Genomic DNA, 19312 nt, shown 5'->3' with positions numbered 1-19312 from the left:
AAGAAGCAAGAACGTGGATCACACAACAGGCGGGGCCAGCATGAGCACCGAGGGCACACGTTCTGGTTCCGCGAGGCGCAATAGTTGGTAGCCGATACCCGCCAGTCCCATCATCAGTCCAGGGGTCTCGACGTTGAGGGGCACGCCCATGCGCCATCCGTGCTTATCGATACTGTCCAGGAGCTGCGCGGTCAGACGCTCCAGGTGTTCACGGTACGTTCCGGCATCAAGCTCGCGCGTCGCCAACAATAGCGCCTCCAGGTTGCCACAATCACCGTGGTAGAGGGAGTGATTTGGACCGCTATGGTCGTGATTGTACGCGAAGCCCTCGGCAATGGTTGTCCGCAATGCCGCTTCAATCTCCTCGCGGATCGTGGCGTCATCAACATGTGGCAGTGACGTGATCCTACCGATGGCGATGCCCGGCGCACCATAGCTCCACGACATACCACCGCGTAGATCCACGCTGCCCGGCTTCACAGGCGAAAACAGGCGACGTTCATATGTCAGTGCCGCCGCAGCTGCCTGCTGAAAGCGCCCTTCTCCACTCACAGCGGCCAGGCGCAGTAAACTCCAGGCAATGCCGGTTGTCCCACGCCCAAATCCCTGCGGGAGCATTTCATGGCGGGACGTTCTCCAGGCCATCCCCTGTTCCATGGCCTGCGCGCTGGCGAGCAGGTGATCGCCACATCTGATCGCGGCGGCTAACGTCCGGGAGGAGGGAGCAACCGTGTAGAGGCAGAGCAGGCTCGCGATACAGCCGGCGGCACCATCCACGATATCAAACATATCATCCTTCTCGATATGCTCAGATAGCAGTACTACCAGCGCCTCAGCCTCGTCCAGCCAGGCGGACTCGTGCCAGAGCGCCGCCAGATGGGAGAAGAGGTAGATGCACGATCCCAGCATATTGCAGATGCTCATACCGCTGGTAGCGGCCAGGTCAAGATGAGTCTTGAGCTGCTCCAGCTCCCCGTGCAGTGTCTGCATGGCCGACTTCGCCAGCGCGAAGTCGCGAGTATCTTTTGTGAGCTCACCCAGATAGCTCAGGAACAGGATGATGCCCGGAAGACCACTCTGCAAGTCCAGGCCGGCGGGCGTGACCCTCCACTCGCGCTCCTTCACCCACGTCAGCCCATACCAGTCAGCCGCATTTTCATGCCTCAAAGCGCTCTTACACAGCTGCTCACCGACCGCCTGTGCGGCTGAGATTAAACGCGCATGCTCCACGGTGACGCCTGCGGATAGTGCGCGAGTCGTATCTTCAGGCACGTCGATGGCAGGTAATGATACACTCGCAAACGCAGCCCGTATCATCCAGATCTGCCGCTGTAAGTCCTGCTCGTCCAACAGCTGGATGCGCTCCCCGGCCAGTTTCAGGCTCGGCTCATCGAAAAAGTCGGGGATGCGCTTGCCCTCGCTGGTAAACAGATCACAGCTATCAGGATAGGTTGTGAACAGGGGTATATCGCCCCGCAGGAGATCTTCCCGTTCCGCTGGAATGAGCCGCGTGAGATAGGGTTGCTGCTTGACCGCCATCCATAGACGGTCAAAGAGGCGCTCACGCTTCAAGGCATCGCGGAGCATATTCGGATGGAAGCTTTCCACGGACAGCGTGGCGTAGGTCCTGGTCGCGCGAGCAATGAAGCGAATTTCATCGTGGGCGAAACGCGGCAGGAGCGCGGTCAGGAACTCCTCTCGCCGCGCGCACAGCAGGCGGTAGAGCGAGGTGAAACCCCTCACAATGCTGCTGATGTAGTCGACGGCCTGGACATACTGACCATTGAGCTTCGGGCAGTTCAGGTGGCCCGGCAGCGTGACGCGCTCACGGATGATCTTCATCTCATCGGTGCCAACGCCCTGCCAGGTAGGAACGGCGTGCGGGCTGAGCTGACCCTGAGCGTTGCCCAGGCCGCTCATATCGACCCCTTCAAACTGATTGGTGGACCAGAAACGCTGCGGGAGCAGAGCAATCTGCATCACAGAGTCGGCAACCGCTCTGGTGGCCGGGCGCTCTGCCATGGACAGCTTTACCCTGACGTCGGGATGGAACAGAGCTTCCAGGTCAACCAGCATGGGGTCATCGCCGGCCGCGATGATGTTTTCGGCGTGGAAATCAACGGCCTTGAGGGCATAGAGCAACGCCAGGTATGCCCCCTGCCGCTCATAGAAGCGTACCACCTCTTCCTGCGAGGTGCATTCGGAGGCGACCACAAACTCCGTCCACCCATATGTCCCCCGGTCGATCAGCCGCAGGGTACGGAACGCGGGCCGCTGCCCATGCTCGTTGAGCCAGGTTAGCAGATCTTGAAAATGGCGATCGACGGCCAGGGAGCGCGGCTTGTAGACCAGCTGCAGGCCCGCATGGAATCTCAGCAGCATCACGCTGCGTCCCCCGCGATGGGTATCACCGGCACCGGCGCTCGCTTTGACGAGCAAGCCGGGATGCTGGCCGGGGGTGAACAGGCTCAGGATGCTCTCCCAGTCCGCGCAGAGGTGGCGCAAGAATTCCAGGCTCACGTCTACCCAGAGGTCGACGGCCACCAGGATGTGCCGGGCCAATATGCAATACTCCTCCAGAAAAGGCACAAGGTTTTCGCGCTGCCGTAGGAGGCGCAGGTATCCCTGAAAACGCTCCTGGGGCGTCTCGCCCTGCAGGCGTCCCTGAGCCGCGCCACGTTCAGCTCAAGCACCAGCGCCCTTTTCACCTCAGGCAGGATCTGCTGCGCGAGATTGGGGAAGAGCAACGCAAAGACCGCCTGTGGATCGAAGGGCAGCTCGTGATGCTCCCGCACGAGCTCCGCCACCCCCGCCTGGAGGCGATCTCTTCCATCCTGGATCAGAGGAGAAAACGGCTGCAGCAGACTATAGGCTTCCTGGTTCTCGCCCAGGTCCTGGAGGGAAAAGGGGATGTCAGCGGCGGCGGTGTCTCCGGCGAAGATCCGGGCGAGGCGCTCCAGCCAGTCCGGGGGCTCCGGCGACAGTGAGCGCGCCTGTAACGCCTCGCTGGGCTCGGCGAGTAATGCCAGCAATTCCTGTTCGCTGATCGCATCCTGCGCCAGGCGGTCCGCGAAGTAAGCATCCTTGTCGAAGGGATACTGCTCCTTCCACTGCCGCAATTTTTTCTCTGCCCGCTCCCGGCTCTCTCCATCTTCAAGGGCGCTGATCACGTTCTCGGGCCGCAAGGTCGCGATACGTTCGCTGAGGGTAAGGGCGTGATACCAGCGTGGCGTCCGCCATAACGCGGGCGTGGGCTGAAGGGTTTCTGTTTGTTGCTTTTCCATTTTTGTCCTCCCGGTCTGGGGTTGTTTTGTCGGGGCTAACCGGCCGGCCACCCGGCAGGCCAGCAGATATGAATATATCTAGCTAGCTCCGCTCAGATGGCCCTGGAAAGGGCGCTCGCCCTCGCCATTGATCAGTGGGAATTACACGAGTACGGATTCGTCACACGTGGTGTTGCCATGGCAGCCCCAGTAGCAGGTATAACCACAGAGCATCCCTCCGGTGATCTCTCGGAGCTCCTCGTCGGAAAGCTCCTCACCGGCCGGATTTACCAGCGAATCATTCTCAAGCGTCTCGCCGGACTTCCACGCCTTCACAATATCTTCAATGCTCATACCAGGCATTCCTTCCTTCTTTGCTTAGATCGCGCCTGTATTACCTACGAAGTAACAAAAGACCGAGCACGTCCAATCCTCGTCGCATGTACGCGCACATACCATGCCACCCGTAACCTCTTGAAGTTGCTGCTCGGAGAGCTCCCTGCCGACTGGATTCTCAGGCATTCCGTCATCGAGGGCCTGCTCCTCAGATTTCCAGGCTTTGATAATCTCTTCAATATTCATGACTATGCAATCTCCTCTTTCCCTCACAAAGCAGTTGTCATATTATCCTGCTCTTGAGATATGCTTACAACAACCTACTGATTATGGTCTCTTCTTTTTTGGCTAATTCGTGAAAAGGCACGTCGTGTGGCAAGACCACTCCTGGTAACAGGTGATTATACATGGGAAGCCACCGCTGACTTCTTGCAGTTCCTCCTCGGAGAGCTCTTCCCCGACCGGGTTGATTGGCGAGTCAGCTTCGATCTTCTCCTCGGACTTCCAGGACTTGATAATCTCTTCAATGTTCATGTGGGTATTCCTTTCCCCTCGTTATGATTGATTGTTTCAACTTGCTGCATAACGCACTACAACAAAATTCGATCTATGGCCACGGTCAGACGACTATCTGTACCTTCGTATCCCTTGTCCGTATGGCAGGCAAGAGCTGCATACGTGACTTTCTTTCCTCTCAAGAAAAGGGTACCTCTTGTCCAGACCGAAACGCCCGATGTTAAGACCATTACATCCATAGCAGTACGGAAGGAAATTCTTGTGGATCAGCCATGCGCAGGAACTGATAGCCAATGCCTGCCGCGCCATGAAAGAAATTGGGAATGGTGATACCAGGGAAGGCTCTATGGAAGTTAAACCTGCCCTGTGACCTGGCGCGAGTGATCAATTGCCGGGTCTGGTGCAGCCCCTCGTGCGCGAGCGCGGGGCGCTCTAGTTGTTGGGACGCGGTGAACAAGAGATCCACACGTCCTAGATTGCCACAACACAGGAAGTCGGGATAATCCAGGGGGATGCGCTGTGTGGTGTGCAGGGCGGCCTCGATGTCGGCGCGAATACGGGCGGAATCCAGCGCCGGCAGACCGCCGAGACGGGCCAGGCCGATGCCGGGCGCGCCATGACACCAGGTGGACATGATGCCTGACTTGCTGCCGCCGATGACATCAGGCCAGTTGCCAATTTCGCTGACAAATGCGCGGTCTTCATACAGCAGCGCCTCGCGCGAGACGGCCAACAGCTCACTATCCCCCGTGACGGCGTACAAACGGGTCAGGGCATAGACGATCCCTGCTATCCCGTGAGCAAAACCGGTGTTATGTTCGCCGCCCAGCGTCGGCCACGCCAGGCAGTCCCCTTTCCCCCGGGTCCGCGAGCGCAGCAGGTGCCGGGCACACATGATCGCCGTGTCCAGAATCCGCTGATCGTGCGAGGCATCGTACAGAGCGAGCAATCCCAGCAGCGCACCCGAGGAGCCAGCGATAATATCCAGCCCGTGATCGCCGTGGATGCTTTCTGGCGTAATCAGGCTGGCAAGCAGGCTGGCGTCTGCGAGCAGTTGCGGCTCGTCCAGGAACTGGCCGGCCTTCGTCAGCGCGTAGACGACCGAACCCAGACCGATGCCGCCCCGATCCCCATCTCCCTCATCAGCAGGTCCGCGTCGTCGCGGGCACGCTGACGCAGGGGACGCACAGCCGCCAGCGCCAGCTCACGATACCGATCTTCTCCGAAGGCGCGGGCCGCGGCGGCCAGGAACAGGGCGACACCTGAGACGCCGTCGAAGAGGCTAAAGCCCATCGGCTGCAGGTGATAGTGCTGAGAGCGCAGCAAGAATTTCGTCGTCAACCACGTAGCGGATTGATCCGGCAAGCGGATGGCCTGCTGGACAAGCAGCTCGGCTATGCGCCGGGCATCTTCCTCCAGGAGAGAGGCCATGGCTTCATCTGAAAGGGGCTCTGAATCCGTCTCTTGCTGAGCGCTTTGCGGCGCTCTCGCCAGGGATCGCGAAATCACCAGCGTATTGAGCGTCTGCTGAATGTAGCCAGCCTGCCCGGTCATGTCGGCCAGGCTCATGGCGTGCAGGCGTGCCAGCATCAGCTCAAACGCCGGCTGATGGAAGCAATGCTCGATCTCCTGGTCGTCACAGGTGAGGGTGGTCGCATCCGTATAAGCTGTGAAGAAGGGAATATCCCCCCGCAAGAGGGCCTGTTGCTCATGGATGCATGCCTGCTCCCACGCGGAAGAGGCACTCTTCTCCCACACGTGGTACTCGCTGGGGACGGCATCGCGGCACAGAGGCCCCAGGAGCGCAGCGCGATCACCCTCGCCGCGCAGGTTCTCAGGGGCGATAAGGTGTGGAAGCACGGAACTATACGCCCATCCTGGTCGATAGATAAAGCGGGCCGGCTGGCGCTTGAATTGTTTCAGGGGACCGTCCGGTTTGAACATGGCCTCCCGCTGCGCCAGCAAGAAAAGGTAACAGTCTTGGAAGCCCGCCACAATATCTTCTTGATACGCTTCTGCCGCTGACAGCGCATCCCCAGGCACAGGAACATTGAGGTGCTCACGCGATCTGATAAAGCCATATTTCAAAGCGATAGAACTGCTGTATAAGCCTTTTTGTGCATCATCAGAGCGATTTGATCTGTCTGTATACGGAATACCACAAACACTGATGTCGGTGGCACGCGGGGAGTTCAGCAGTGAGAGCCAATTGGTCAGAAAACCAGTGTGCAAGACAGAGTACGCCTGCGCTTCCCAATCGGAGCAGCGCTCTCGCTTCCCCGGGTTCAGGTGATCGGGACAGGGATAGGCGTGGAAGAGCAGCCCGGCATCGACCAGCATGGGATGTTCGCCATGCGCGATGATGTGCTCATGGGTGCCATTAAAGCCGCCGAGCAGGTAGACCAGGCACAGGAGCATGCCAGCCCGCCGGTAGTAACGATGAACGGCCAGCTGATCCTGGCACGGCTCAAATGCCACAAACTCCATCCAGCCATAGTGCATCCGCTTCACGATCGTCAGCACTTTGAAACTGGGCGCCATTCCCCGCGCATTGCACCACGAGAGAAGATGGTAAAAGCTTTCTTCCATGCCGACATTTCTAGGTTTATAGACCAGCTTATAACCAGATTCAAAGGTGAGCGCCATCACCATGCGGCGTCCATTGTGTGGCTCAGAGAGCGCGGGCTGCAACATCATCACCGGTCCCGCGATCTGATCGGCTCCAAAGGTCTGCTGCAGCAAGAGCCAGTCGGCATCCAGGCGCGTGAGAAATTCACAGCCGGCCTCAAGCCAGTGGTTGCTCGTGGTAGCCAGCAGCTCGGCGAGCGCTGGATAGCATCCCAACAAAGCGGCCAGCCCTCCCCGGTACATCTGCTCGATGAAGCGCGCGTAGAAGCTGCGTTCATCCAACTGCTGCCCGGTCGCCAGGGAACGTGCCTCGGCATAAGCTCTGGCAAACTCGGCGTGCAAGGTGGGCACGGATAGAGAGGTAAGCACCTGCAGCAAATGGCGTTGCAGGATCAGGTGGGTCTGGGAAGCCAGTCGCGTATACGCGCAGCCCGCGCGGTCCTGGTAGTGCTGATGCGCGATAACGACGAACGGAGCGAGTAGCTCTTCAAAAGGATAAGGAACATCAGCATCAATAAATGCCCACTGCTTTTTGTCAGGATCGCCAGTTTCACGCGCCAGTCGCGTCAGGTAGGCCAGAACCTCGCGCAGCGTCGCTCCCCATGCCTCTGCCCCCTCGTGCTGAAAATTGATATTTACCTCTTCATTATCAATGAGCATTTCATTTACCTGCCTCTTCGTCGTAATATCCGCATTGTCCTGCTCTCATAAAGGTTGATGTGAGAATGCACCGCCACGCCCGAGCCTTTTTTTCTGTGGCACAGGCGCGACAGCTCATACGCGCAAGGCGCTATGGAAGCGGGGCTTTTATAAATTGCCGGTCCAATTTGTCAAGCATTTTGAGATGATAGGACAGGGGAAGCCGCCGCTGACCTCCTGCAGCTCCTCGTCGGAGAGCTCCTCTCCAACCGGGTTGGCGGGCATGTTGACGTCGGCGGTCTCTTCTTCGGATTTCCAGGCTTTGACAATTTCTTCGATGTTCATGGCAGTGATCCTTTCCTGTCGGGTCCACAGCATGTGCCCCGACCAATAACTCATCAGAACGTTAAATCATTTATGACGACGGCCGCATATCCGTATGTCCTTTCGTCAGTGCTTCCTAACTTATGAGGGATGGCGAGTTTATCGCCTGTAGCCTCCTCAATGCAATGACTGGATCGTACGCTATACAGTCCGGAACGTCCATGTGAAAGAGAAATTTATTCGCCGCATAGTTCACCATTGGCCAGTTGCCGCTGAATCAGCTGCGCGTAGTAGCCCTGCTGCTGCAACAATGCTTCGTGTGAACCGCGCTCAACGATGCGACCCTCATCCAACACCAGGATGACATCCGCGTTGCGAATGGTGCTCAGGCGATGGGCGATAATGATCTGGGTGCAGGCCAGGGCGCGCAGATTGTGCTCAATTACTTGCTCGGTTATGACATCCAGTGAGCTGGTCGCCTCGTCCAGCAGCAGCAGAACGGGCTGGTGAACCAGTGCCCGCGCCAGGGCCAGGCGCTGGCATTGCCCACCCGAGAGCGCGTTGCCATTTTCGGACACATACGTCTCGTAGCCCATCGGCATGCGCGTAATCTCATCATGGATGGCGGCCAGGCTGGCCGCCCTGACGACCTGCTCCATATCCACATCCGGATTGCTCAAGGTAAGGTTGTCGCGAAGAGTGCCACTAAAGATACTCACATGCTGGACGACCACCCCGAACTGAGAACGTACCGCCCGGTAGTTCAGCGTCGATAAGGGATGCTCATCATAGCAGATGGTCCCTTCGGTCGGCAGATAGAGCCCCAGCAATAGATTGCCCAGCGTGCTCTTGCCCGAGCCGGTTCGGCCGACAAGCGCGACGCGCTGGCCAGCCTGAATATCCAGGCAGATGTCATGCAGGACCTGTGGAGCATGCACATCATATTGGAACGAGACGTGCTCCAGGCGCACATGACCGCTGAGCGCGGGCGGCAGCATCACCTCATCCGGCTGCTGCTCAGGCTCGGCCTCCAGCACATCGGCGATCCTCTCCAGGTGCGAATGAATAAGTTGCAGACTCTGCCCACTCGCCATCAGGGTCGCCAGCGGAGTCAGGAGCGATGCTCCCAGGGCATTCAGGGCCAGCATCACGCCCACCGACATCGTGCCATTGAGCACCTGCCAGGTGCCAAACCACAAGAGGATCAGTGGCGCGCAGGTGCGCAAGAGCGCCTGTACGGCGGCCAGGAGCGTAGAGAGATAGTTCCGCCGTAGCGAGACATTCATCTGCGCGAAAAACAGGTTGGACCAGCGTTCCAGCGCCCGGTGTTCCGCTCCCATAGATTTTAGTGTCGTCATGCCTACCAGGGCCTCCGCCATATATCCCTGCGCCTTGCCCTGCGCCGCCAGTTCCTGGCTCGAAAACGCGTGCATCAGACGCGTCGTCCCTAGCAGTAATCCTATCTGCAGCGCGCTGATCAGCAAGACGAGCAAGCTGAAGGACCAGGACTGCGTGAGCAGGATGACAAAATAGATCAGGACAAAGCTGCCGTCGAGTACCGTTGAAATGAGCTGGTTGCTAATCGTATCGCGAATAATGAGATTGCTATTCATGCGCGCCAGAATGTCACCGCTCGAGCGCTGCTGAAAAAAGCGCTGCGGCAACAACAACAGATGCTCGAAAAAGTTGAGCATCATGCGCATGTCGATGCGTGCCTGCAAATACAGCAAGAGAGAGCCACGTAAGAGCGTCACAATAAACTGCGCCAAGAGCAACACGACCAGGCCACCACCAATGACGAACAACAGATCCTGCATCCCCTGGGGAATAACGTGATCCATCACAATAGCTGTAACCAGAGGCATCGCCAATCCAAACAGTTGCAGCAACAACGATGCCCCGAGAATCTGTAGAAAGGCCAGAGGAGCCTGGCGGATGTAACCGGTGGCATAGGAACGCAGCGTGATTCGATCGGACCCGCGGCGACGTTGAAAGTTGACGCCGGGTTCAAAGGTCAATACAACTCCGGTAAAGCTCTGCCGGAACTCATCCATCGTCACCTGCCTGCGGCCAGAGCCGGGATCGACCAGGGCGACATATTTTGGCGTCCAACGCTCAACCACCATAAAATGGTTAAAATTCCAATGGATGATGGCTGGGAAAGGAACGAAGCGAAACTCGCGCTCGTCAACTGTGATGGCCCGCACCCGCAAACCATAGGAGCGGGCCACGTTCACCAGGGCCAGGGCCGTCAACCCATCGCGTCCAACCCCACAGCGTTCGCGCACCTCGGCCACACTGGTCTTGCGGCCATGATACGTCAGGATCATCGCCAGGCAGGACGCCCCGCACTCCATTATCCCCATCTGCCTCTGCGCCTCGACGCGCCTGCGCAGCACGCCCTTGCCCTGCTGACGCCCATTGGAGGATTTTGCTGTGACCATGCGCTATTCACCCCTGACCATGTTAGAACCTGACAACAACGAGATGACACTCTGCGTATCAATCGGCACCTGTACCTGCAAGCGACTCCCCGCGTAGCGCCGCCAATCGCCCTCCAGTTGTAGCTGTATGACAAAAGAAGGAGCCACAATGAGCTGAGCCGCATGGTCATCGAGCGCATAGCGCTGCTGTATCTCCTCAGGCGCCAGCGCTGACAGCTCGACACGCCCCACCACCGCCTTCAGCGTCCCCTGATCCGCCGTAGCCAACCGCCAATGAACCTGGCTCCCGACGTGTAGTGAGCGCAGCTGACTGGCACGTACCACGTCAAGCGGCAGAAAGACTAGAGCCTGTGTATAGGATGAGCTACCTGTCTGATTGGGGTGCTGCGTAATCACACCCACCCCCGCCGCATAGACGGGAACGCGGTACAGACAGGCACCACCCATTGCCAGCACGGCCAGAGCGGCCAGCAGCCACAACATCAGCAGCACCGGAGGAGCCACCACACGCGGCAGAATAGTCTGCTCTTTGTTCTGGAGATAAAATTCCAGCGCCTCATGGCGAAAAATTGTCCGCTTGGACCCGTCCATGCCGTAACTGTACCTTTCTCAAACTACATCAATTACTTCATCGCGCTCACAATTAAAGTCTACAAAAAATCACCGCGATTCGCGCCTGTAAAAGTACGGGATCTGTCCATGAACAACGAACAGACCGACCCCGGTAATTTTACTGGGGTCGGTCTGTTCGTTGTTGCGCCTGGTCGGTCTCCGCCCTTAGCATACGTACTGCGCTACCCACCAGTTCGCGAAATGGAGGGGCGCCACGGTTGTGACAACAACTTCCACGTGTAATGTGGCATTTGTCTCCAGTTTAGGGCTGATGTCGTGATTGATTATACGCGACAAACGTTACACGATGTCATCAGCAATGAACAGGTGTACAGGTTTTAAAAAAGATACTGGAGTAGTCTGCGAACCTAATATTTATAAGGAGGACACGATCCATGCAGACACAGCAATTTGACACACTCATCATTGGTTTCGGCAAAGGCGGCAAGACACTTGCCAACTTCCTGGGAAATAAAGGGCAGAAGGTGAGCATAGTAGAACAATCAAAGGATATGTATGGAGGAACCTGTATCAATATCGCCTGTATCCCTACCAAGGCACTCGCTCTGGCCGCTGAACATGCGTCCAGCCATCATCCCAACACGCATGAAGAGAAGCAAGCCTACTACGAAAGTGCTATCAAGGAGAAACAGCGACTGGTCACCACGCTACGACAAAAAAATTACGACACTTTGCACAACAACCCCAATGTTAATGTCATAGATGGTCTTGCCAGCTTTGCCGCACCCACGAGGTACAGGTCGTCCTCAGTGATACCCAGGAAGTGCTCAAGATTCAGGCTGAAAATATTATCATCAATACGGGCACAAAGCCCTATGTCCCCCGCTTACCGGGTCTGGAAGAGAGTCAGCGTGTCTACGATAGCACGACCCTGATGCAATTAAAACATTTGCCTCGTCACTTAATCGTGATTGGTAGTGGCTATGTGGGCCTGGAGTTTGCTTCCATATATCGGGCCTTTGGTGCAGAGGTTACCGTCTTAGAACAGAATGGCACCTTCCTGGCCGCGCAGGATCGCGACATTGCGGACGCCGTATACCAGACGATGCAACACCAGGGGATCGTCTTTCACTTTCATGCAAAAGTGCGCCAGATTCAAGATGAGGCTGATCGCACTTTCGTTGAGTACACCAACGAACAGGGACAAACCCACAGATTGGCTGGAGATGCAGTCCTGGTCGCGGTAGGACGAGCAGCCGTGACAGATGAGCTAAACCTGGAAAAAGCTGATGTGGAAACCAACGAGCGTGGCTTTGTGAAGGTCGATGAGTATCTGCGTACCACGATCCCTCACATCTGGGCTATCGGAGATGTCAACGGGGGACCACAATTCACGTATATCTCGCTGGACGATTTTCGTATTGTGCGTGATCAACTGTATGGAAAGAACCAACGATCCACACATACACGCCAACACGTGCCCTATTCTATCTTCATCACTCCAACCCTCTCCCATGTCGGGCTCTCAGAAGAAGAGGCAATCCATCAGGGATATGAGATCAAAGTGGGCAAACTGCCAGCGGCTGCCAGTACGCGGGCGCAAATGATGCAAGAACCTACGGGCCTTTTAAAAGCGATCGTGGATGCTCGTACCAATAAGATTCTCGGCTGTACTCTCTATAGTGCTGAATCAAATGAGGTCATCAATACGGTCGCGATAAGCATGCATGCGGATATGGGTTACCAGGTACTGCGTGATAACATTTTCACCCATCCAAGTGTCTCTGAAATCTTAAATGACCTTTTTGGTCTCATTTCATAAAAAAATTGAAGGCTCAAATTCACACTAGAGGGATGTAACGCTTCTCTGGCAGAGGGAGGGAGCTCAAGCTCAGGCAAACTGTGGAAAAAGACGCACCTCAGATCTATGCGCCCCAGCCCGTGAGATAATAGATGAGCTCCCAACACAGCTATCATGGGAGCTCAGCATACGATGGACAGAGAGAAAGAAACGACGATCACAGTTTCTCTCATCGACACCCTTTAAAATATCGGCAAGCCGGTTGTTACCAGAGTGGAACCGAAGACTGAAGCTCGTCAGTGTCGATGTTGACTGAACCGTTACCCTGTAACCCATACTGCCAGATACTGGTATGGCCACCAAGATTCTGGCCGTTACAGAGCAGTCCTGTCGGTCCAAATGCGGGTGCGCTGGATGCGGGTGTCCGCCCGGGCGATGGCTCGCTGGAATACAGAGTCGCATTGGCGACCGCCGAGTCGCTAGCGATGGCCGAGCAGAACGCGCTGTTAAATCCGCTGCTGCCGGGTAGCGGATTCTCATAATAGCCAACAGTGTAGCCCGCCGCAGCGATGGTGTTGTTCCAGCCCTGAATATAGCCCGAGTCCACAGACGAACCGGACTCGATATCAACCACCAGAATGGTGCCTTTCGGGATGCCCAGCGCGCTGGCTTTCGCCAGGGCATCATTGGCACGCGAGACACCCTTACTGAAGCCAGTATCACCACCAAAGTCAGAGAGAATGGGCAGGATGTGAATGCCCTTGCTATGGATGTACGAGGCTTCGGAGGCCGATATTGGTGAGAAGGAGATGGCATCGATGTAGCGCCCGATAAACTGCGGGGTCCCATAATTGTTCCCGACAACGCTGAGGAACGATGAGTTGACAAGGCTCGTGGTATCTACACCCCAGAGGATCTGGCCGGGGGGTGGCGGTGGTGGCGGTGGTGGCGGTGGCGAACCGGCCGTGCTGACCAGGCTGCTCCAGGTTTGCTGCCCGGCCATGCCATCCACACCGATACCATGGCTACTCTGATAGTTCTTCACAGCTGTCTCGGTCGCCGGACCAAAACTGCCGTCCACCGTCAGCGAGGCGCCATGCGCGTTCAACTGGCGTTGCAGCGCTGTGACCGCTGACCCACTGCTCCCCTGACTAGTCGTAATAATCAAGACCGGCCACGTCTGCGGTCCTACAACCCCGTCGGCCGACAGACCGTGGGCGGATTGAAAAGCCTTGACGGTCGATGTCGTCTGCGGACCATAGCTCCCATCAGCGGACAGCGAGTATCCATGAGCCTGCAGCATCAGTTGAATGGAAAAGACGTTTTCCCCTGAAGCTCCCTGGCCTACATCGGGCCAACTGTATGCCTGTGCACCCTTCACCCCGACCAGGGCGGCGTTCCAGGTTTGCGGACCGGCGATGCCATCCACACTGAGACCGTGGCTGCTCTGCAGGCTCTTGACCGCAGTCTGGGTCGCCGGACCAAAACTGCCATCCACAGTCAAAGATGCTCCATGCGCGTTCAACTGGCGTTGTAGCGCCTTGACCGCTGACCCACTGCTCCCCAGGCTGGTCGTAACAATCAAGGCCGGCCATGTTTGCGGTCCCACCACCCCGTCGGCCGACAAACCGTGAGCCGACTGGAAGGAGACGACGGCGCCGGTCGTCTGCGGCCCATCGACGCCATCGATGGACAACGAATATCCATGGGCCTGCAGCATCAATTGGACGGAAAAGACATTTTCGCCCCTGGCGCCTGGGCCGACCAGCGGCCAGGCAGACGAGGTGGCCGCGCGCGAGGGGCAACGGACAAAAAGAACGTGGAACCAACTGCTATGCTTAACACGAGAGCGAGAAGTAGTCTGCGAAAGAGGAGATGAAATCCCTTTCTGCTATCCATGCATTGGACTCCTTTGTGTTCCGAATGGAGGCGGATGAGAGTTCGATCGTCATTTTTGCTTCTTCTCTGACATCACACCAGCAGGGGCCTTCTTCTTCATCCACAAGAGAAAGCTCCTGCTGATATTATATCACGATTAGATATCTACTAAACGAGAACAATAAGCACAGACCGATTTATGAAAAGGTTTACTAATCTACGGCATCCTCTCCTTTTGCGCTAGATTTCCGCTTTTCGTGCCAAAAATTCAGAGGGAAATTTTTTTCGTGCGAGATCCGCATACCGGACTTACTCGGAGACGAGCGGCACGCGGCTGAATAAGCGGCCAGCGAGGTCTACTCCCACGACCACGCCATTCTTGTCACGAGTGAAGAAGCCACGCTGTCCCTTGAACGCGCCGTTGGTGATGATGCACGCCCTTTTCCTTTCCATGAACGCCACGGGACATGCGGCCTCCGCAGCGACTTGCCTTTCTGTAAGGTATGCATGGAGTATAGGGCATGTCTGGGTAACAACTCATCCTTCTGTGGAGTGATTGAGCGGGTGATCTTAAAGTAGCCTTGTTTATGATAGCGTTGTAAGAATACTATATCAGCGCTTAATATACCCCCACAGGAGCATGTTCCCCGTGTGCCCATCATAGACGACATCACCTACCTCTGGTTGTTTAGTTGGTTGAGTAGTAGACATCAAATGAAGGCGAGTTGTTTGAAATGGGCCCTGGACTCGGACGTAGCAAACCAGATAATTATCCGGTCGATCAACACTTTCACCACCCATCAATACACTTGCTTGTTGTGCTGTGACAAATTTTATCGTTAAAATTTTTAAGTGGGCACCAGGAACGAGAGGCCCCGCATAAAAATTTGTATCATCCCGTAATAAAAATGCTCTGACATCTTGTTCGGTAAAAGCGGGAGCCATGGAGGTATCAGCATAATTGGGGATGGCGCTACTTTTCCCACTAGAGATGGTATGAACTTTAATACTTGGGACTCCGTCTGGATATCCTACCTGTGTGGAGGATAGGTTGCCTGTAGGTGTAGGATGGGCTGGTCCTACATTTGAAGCAGACACGTTCTGGCTTACTACTATTGCGCCAACAATGAGTAAGATGATAACGAGAAAGCCTGCACGATATACCCATTTGATGTGTCCCATTTTTCTGGCATCCTTTCCGATGAGGTTTTCCTATAAATAAGGACGATCCTTACTCCTTAAATGTTCCATAGAACATGAATTAATCGTACGTTTCGTACAAGCCACCCTCATTGCCAGAACAGGAGCAAGGTGCTGCGGACCAGAAGCCATCAGGAGACGGGGTAGCGCTATAAGGGCTCGATCCAGGACAACCCTTCGAGCTTTTCACTTTCGGCTTTTTCCAACACACTTCCATCCCAGAGACACAGGACTCGCTGACCCTGAGCCCAATACAACTCACTTATCAACCAGGCAAGCAATTGAACGCAACAAGAAACACGATCAGTACGTGCGGGGCTTGCCTCCGCTTTTACCCTTCAAGCATGAAAAATAACAGTAAAATCGATTTATATTTTTAGCATATATATTCTCAAAATTCTATGTATCGATCTTTTTTCTGTCTTTCGTACATGGATGGCAAAAGCCCCTCATGTACAATTCATATTTCTTTGGGCCCTGAACCTGCATGATGCGCACTCTTACTGAGAATCGACTGCATCCATAGATGTAGAAATACACTTCGTTAATTCGCTTTCCTTGGGATCGATAGCTGCTGTATCTTCTATAATCTTTTTCTTTCTTTGCTCAAAAGATTCGTTGATACTCACTTCTTCGCCGAGTAACTCATGCTGGTGATTCGATAATTGCCTGGCTGGCGATATTAATTTTGTATCAGTTGGATTCACACCCTGGTCGAATGCGGTTTGAAATTGTTTAAGGGCTTCATTCCACTCAGAAAGTATTTGAAGTGTTCTTTCATGCCCAATTCCCTGCTGTCTCTGAGCAAGATATTTCTGCTGCTCAGAAGTAAAGTAGCCAGAACGATCAACATTCATCATAACTTCTTGTTGCTTTTCGAGCAGGAAGATTAAAAGCGGGGGCAAGCCCCGCACGTACTGATCTTTATTATTGCTGCATTCATTTCTATGAAGCGTTAATTGAAATGTATTGGGGCTTGTCCTCGAACCTATGCTGCATTTTATTTTTCAACAATCGGTCCTTGTTTTTTCTGCCGTTCGTTTTTTCTTCTGTATAGAAGATCACATATTTTTTGTGAACTGGCTCCTATTTTTCCACCTTCCAGTGCTCTACACTATCTACATCCGATGAAATCGCGCCGAGCACATCCCGCAATTGCCGGAACCGAACCTCGCAGGTAAGCGCGATCGATCAAGGAAGAAGGTATCAAGATGCAAAAAAACTATAGTAAAAAAAATTATATTACGCGACTGTCAGCAGCAATGGTAATGGTCGTTTTCCTTTTATTGAGCATGATGTTGACCGCCTGTCAGAATGGCGTATCCGCATCTTCTAATACAGGAAGTAATGGTAGCACATCCGGTTCCACAAGTAGTTCGTCGGCAGGAAATAGCGGCTCTTCCAGCGCGAATACAAACACCAGTAGTAATTCGACAACAGCAGCGCAGAAGCCGACGATCCCCTTCGTCACTATCCGTATGCTGGATGGTGACCACGGTTGGGCTCTGACTCGTCAATCAGTACTCAAAACGGTCGATGGAGGCGCTCACTGGACACAGGTCGAAGCTTTCCATCTGGGATCGATAGCGCCAGCCGCAGATTTCATGAACGTCAACTACGCCTGGGTCGCGTTCCACGGGGCCAGCGATCCGCTGGGTACCTATAAAGTTATTCGCACCAGCGACGGCGGCGTCAGTTGGAACATCACCACCATCACCCTTACGGACGCCGATCAGGGCCAGGCTGGTATCGACCGCCCACATTTCATTAGCCCTACCAACGGTTGGATCAGCATCGGCAAGGCCGAAGGCATGCAGCATTCGAGCATGACCATCTTCCACACCAGCGATGGAGGCGCGACCTGGACACAACTGGCCTCCAGCTTTTCACAGAGCAGCGGCCTGCCCATGAGCGCTGATAAGAACGGCATCTCGTTCGCCAACAACCAGGACGGCTGGGCGACCGCCGAATATCCCGGCTCGACCCCGTGGCTCTATGTGACCCATAACGGTGGCACAACCTGGCAGAGCCAATCGATCCCACAACCGAATGGTCAGCAGGCTGGCACCTTTACAACCACGCCGCCCGTGTTCTTCGGCCAGAACGGCATCCTGCCGACACAGGTCTACTACAACTCACCCAATATCGATCTCTATGTTACGCATAACGGTGGCGCGACCTGGACATCAACGACACTGGCCAATTATAATGCCGACACCTTTTCGGCCCTGGACACCCAGCACGTCTGGGCCACCCAGTCGAATGGCACGGCCATCTACTCCACCACCGATGGTGGTACAAGCTGGCATGCCATCGGCAACACGCCCCAACCCATAAGCGAACTCAGCTTCGTCGATCCGCAGAACGGTTGGGCCATCGGCCAGTCCACCAGCACCCCGCAGCTCTATCACACCATCAACGGCGGTGCCACCTGGACCCAGATCAACTACACCATCTCCTAACAAGGGAATGTACAACTAACGCGCCTCCTGTTTGTCAACGCACGTTGACAAACAGGAGGCGCGCTGTCTATCCCCTCTCGGTCAGAGGAAGGCTTACGCATATTCCAGCACAATCTCCTTCCCCAAGAGGAGACTGAGCCGTTCGGCTTCGATCTCGATCCCCTGGCGGATCGAGGCGGTGGCCGGGGAGAACAGGCTCACCTTGACGACGGTGTGCGCGCGTCGACTGGTAGAGCTCCAGATTCCCTGGATGGAGCCGTTGACCAGAATGACCGCGAAGGTCCAGCCCTGAAGATTAAAGACCTTACGCTTGTGGGCCTGCGCGAGCAGAGCTTCGCAACCACGCGGCACTCCCAGCGTATAGGCATCGAATAAGGGGAGCAGGTGGATCTGCTCCGCCGGTTCAATGCTCTGCATGAGCGGAAGGGTCGCGCGCAGGACAAAGGCTCGCCATCCTGCTACCTCGACTTCTGCCAACTCGGCTGCTAACGATTGGAAGAGTTTTCTGGCCTGCGTTTTCCCGATTCCCCACCAGAAAGCAAAATCCTCCGCAGTCGCCGGGCCATAGGCCCACAGATAGCGGCGGGCTATCTCCTGCAGCGCCAGCTGTGGCTCGATGGGCTGCCATTGACCAATCCATGTACGGGGATTCATGAAGGTGGCCGTCTTCCCCTGGCCTGGGCCAAAACAGAGCTCCCCGCGATAGGCCGATGGCTTCAAGGGAGATCCCCAGCTCTCAGAGAGGATCAAGTCACGCGCGCGGGCCGCGCCCGTGTGCTGCGCAACAGCTTCTGCGAGTTGCAAACGCGTCAGTGGTCCCTGCTCCAAAACATACGGGATAGCCAGCAGCAAGGCCTCCTGTTGCGCCCTTGAGAGGTCAAAGGTAGCGAAATAATTCGACCAGCTCGCACTATGCTGCCAATCGCGTGCCGCTACATACAGAGGGAGTTCGCTGGCAGGGAGCAGGTGTAGTGTGCCACGCATGGCCCAGGTCCTCACCAGGGTGTGATCCTGGAAGAGAGCGGATTGGACATCACGGGGAGAGAGTCCTTCCACACGGGTACACAGCGCCAGCTCGGCCGCCGACATCACCTGTGCCTGAATCCCAGCCGTGCGCGTCACGGCCTGAACGAAATCCTGAGAGGAGAAACGCGGGGAGAGGCCATGTTGCGACAAACGCCAGGCATGCACCTGCTGCCATTGCAATGCTGCCAAGTACTTCGTTCCTTTCAATTCAATCAATGCTTT

The 19312-nt window shown here is 55.7% G+C and carries 15 protein-coding genes and 1 pseudogene; 2 read left to right on the top strand and 14 right to left on the bottom strand.

The features are described 5' to 3' along the window. Window positions 1-18: 18 nt before the first annotated feature. The 10 genes from EL645_RS23170 to EL645_RS23130 all read right to left on the bottom strand — a co-directional run bounded on the left by EL645_RS23170 (window position 19) and on the right by EL645_RS23130 (window position 10741). On the bottom strand, window positions 19-2619 hold the full coding sequence (locus EL645_RS23170) for a type 2 lanthipeptide synthetase LanM family protein (protein ID WP_246035581.1): 2601 nt from the start codon (window positions 2617-2619) through the stop codon (window positions 19-21). Next, complete coding sequence (locus EL645_RS42970) at window positions 2523-3284, bottom strand: hypothetical protein (protein WP_246035447.1); 762 nt, start codon at window positions 3282-3284, stop codon at window positions 2523-2525. Before EL645_RS42970 ends, EL645_RS23170 begins: the two co-directional genes overlap by 97 nt. Before the next feature lie 141 nt (window positions 3285-3425). Continuing rightward, window positions 3426-3617 (bottom strand): mersacidin/lichenicidin family type 2 lantibiotic, encoded by a 192-nt coding sequence (locus tag EL645_RS23165; protein ID WP_161977616.1) that lies wholly within the window; start codon window positions 3615-3617, stop codon window positions 3426-3428. Between the two features lie 24 nt (window positions 3618-3641). Continuing rightward, window positions 3642-3845, bottom strand: coding sequence for a mersacidin/lichenicidin family type 2 lantibiotic (locus tag EL645_RS23160; protein WP_126552689.1), 204 nt, complete (start codon window positions 3843-3845; stop codon window positions 3642-3644). Between the two features lie 102 nt (window positions 3846-3947). After that, window positions 3948-4133 (bottom strand): bacteriocin, encoded by a 186-nt coding sequence (locus EL645_RS23155; protein WP_126552688.1) that lies wholly within the window; start codon window positions 4131-4133, stop codon window positions 3948-3950. 211 nt (window positions 4134-4344) lie between these two features. Continuing rightward, window positions 4345-5169 carry a lanthionine synthetase LanC family protein gene (locus EL645_RS23150; RefSeq protein ID WP_246035580.1) on the bottom strand — a complete coding sequence of 275 codons (825 nt, stop codon included), beginning with the start codon at window positions 5167-5169 and terminating at the stop codon, window positions 4345-4347. Between the two features lie 32 nt (window positions 5170-5201). Then, window positions 5202-7403 carry a type 2 lanthipeptide synthetase LanM gene (gene lanM, locus EL645_RS23145; RefSeq protein WP_126552686.1) on the bottom strand — a complete coding sequence of 734 codons (2202 nt, stop codon included), beginning with the start codon at window positions 7401-7403 and terminating at the stop codon, window positions 5202-5204. 147 nt (window positions 7404-7550) lie between these two features. Further along, entirely contained in the window at window positions 7551-7727 is a 177-nt protein-coding gene (locus tag EL645_RS23140) for a mersacidin/lichenicidin family type 2 lantibiotic (RefSeq protein WP_161977615.1), read from the bottom strand. 215 nt (window positions 7728-7942) lie between these two features. Then, a complete protein-coding gene (locus EL645_RS23135; RefSeq protein WP_126552684.1) occupies window positions 7943-10150 on the bottom strand; it encodes a peptidase domain-containing ABC transporter in 2208 nt (735 codons plus the stop codon). A gap of 3 nt (window positions 10151-10153) precedes the next feature. Next, a complete protein-coding gene (locus EL645_RS23130; RefSeq protein WP_126552683.1) occupies window positions 10154-10741 on the bottom strand; it encodes a hypothetical protein in 588 nt (195 codons plus the stop codon). A gap of 416 nt (window positions 10742-11157) precedes the next feature. Between EL645_RS23130 and EL645_RS44460 the strand changes: the two are divergent. Then, window positions 11158-12545, top strand: a pseudogene (locus tag EL645_RS44460) (FAD-dependent oxidoreductase). Window positions 12546-12789: 244 nt separating this feature from the next. Here EL645_RS44460 and EL645_RS23120 read toward each other — a convergent pair. The 3 genes from EL645_RS23120 to EL645_RS23110 form a co-directional block, all read right to left on the bottom strand. Next, window positions 12790-14292, bottom strand: coding sequence for a peptidoglycan-binding protein (locus tag EL645_RS23120; RefSeq protein WP_281276413.1), 1503 nt, complete (start codon window positions 14290-14292; stop codon window positions 12790-12792). A 722-nt stretch (window positions 14293-15014) separates the two neighbouring features. Continuing rightward, window positions 15015-15584, bottom strand: coding sequence for a hypothetical protein (locus tag EL645_RS23115; RefSeq protein WP_126552681.1), 570 nt, complete (start codon window positions 15582-15584; stop codon window positions 15015-15017). Between the two features lie 518 nt (window positions 15585-16102). Then, entirely contained in the window at window positions 16103-16462 is a 360-nt protein-coding gene (locus EL645_RS23110; protein ID WP_126552680.1) for a hypothetical protein, read from the bottom strand. Window positions 16463-16813: 351 nt separating this feature from the next. Between EL645_RS23110 and EL645_RS23105 the strand changes: the two genes are divergently transcribed. Next, window positions 16814-18064 (top strand): WD40/YVTN/BNR-like repeat-containing protein, encoded by a 1251-nt coding sequence (locus tag EL645_RS23105; protein WP_126552679.1) that lies wholly within the window; start codon window positions 16814-16816, stop codon window positions 18062-18064. 93 nt (window positions 18065-18157) lie between these two features. Here EL645_RS23105 and EL645_RS23100 read toward each other — a convergent pair whose 3' ends face one another. Further along, the gene (locus EL645_RS23100; protein ID WP_126552678.1) at window positions 18158-19279 is read right to left on the bottom strand and encodes a winged helix DNA-binding domain-containing protein; all 1122 of its coding nucleotides are present in this window, start codon (window positions 19277-19279) and stop codon (window positions 18158-18160) included. Window positions 19280-19312: the final 33 nt, after the last annotated feature.

It is taken from the genome of Dictyobacter kobayashii, assembly GCF_003967555.1.
GTDB classification, from domain to species: Bacteria; Chloroflexota; Ktedonobacteria; order Ktedonobacterales; family Ktedonobacteraceae; genus Dictyobacter; species Dictyobacter kobayashii.
Note: the sequence above shows the minus strand (reverse complement) of the source record. Positions and strands in the feature narration are given on the sequence as shown.

What these genes read in the sequence shown, in the direction of transcription:
- EL645_RS42970 (WP_246035447.1), bottom strand. Translation starts at nt 3,284, where the DNA reads ATGGAAAAGCAACAAACAGAAACCCTTCAGCCCACGCCCGCGTTATGG.
- EL645_RS23165 (WP_161977616.1), bottom strand. Translation starts at nt 3,617, where the DNA reads ATGAGCATTGAAGATATTGTGAAGGCGTGGAAGTCCGGCGAGACGCTT.
- EL645_RS23160 (WP_126552689.1), bottom strand. Translation starts at nt 3,845, where the DNA reads ATGAATATTGAAGAGATTATCAAAGCCTGGAAATCTGAGGAGCAGGCC.
- EL645_RS23155 (WP_126552688.1), bottom strand. Translation starts at nt 4,133, where the DNA reads ATGAACATTGAAGAGATTATCAAGTCCTGGAAGTCCGAGGAGAAGATC.
- lanM (WP_126552686.1), bottom strand. Translation starts at nt 7,403, where the DNA reads ATGCTCATTGATAATGAAGAGGTAAATATCAATTTTCAGCACGAGGGG.
- EL645_RS23140 (WP_161977615.1), bottom strand. Translation starts at nt 7,727, where the DNA reads ATGAACATCGAAGAAATTGTCAAAGCCTGGAAATCCGAAGAAGAGACC.
- EL645_RS23135 (WP_126552684.1), bottom strand. Translation starts at nt 10,150, where the DNA reads ATGGTCACAGCAAAATCCTCCAATGGGCGTCAGCAGGGCAAGGGCGTG.
- EL645_RS23130 (WP_126552683.1), bottom strand. Translation starts at nt 10,741, where the DNA reads ATGGACGGGTCCAAGCGGACAATTTTTCGCCATGAGGCGCTGGAATTT.
- EL645_RS23115 (WP_126552681.1), bottom strand. Translation starts at nt 15,584, where the DNA reads ATGGGACACATCAAATGGGTATATCGTGCAGGCTTTCTCGTTATCATC.
- EL645_RS23110 (WP_126552680.1), bottom strand. Translation starts at nt 16,462, where the DNA reads ATGATGAATGTTGATCGTTCTGGCTACTTTACTTCTGAGCAGCAGAAA.
- EL645_RS23105 (WP_126552679.1), top strand. Translation starts at nt 16,814, where the DNA reads ATGCAAAAAAACTATAGTAAAAAAAATTATATTACGCGACTGTCAGCA.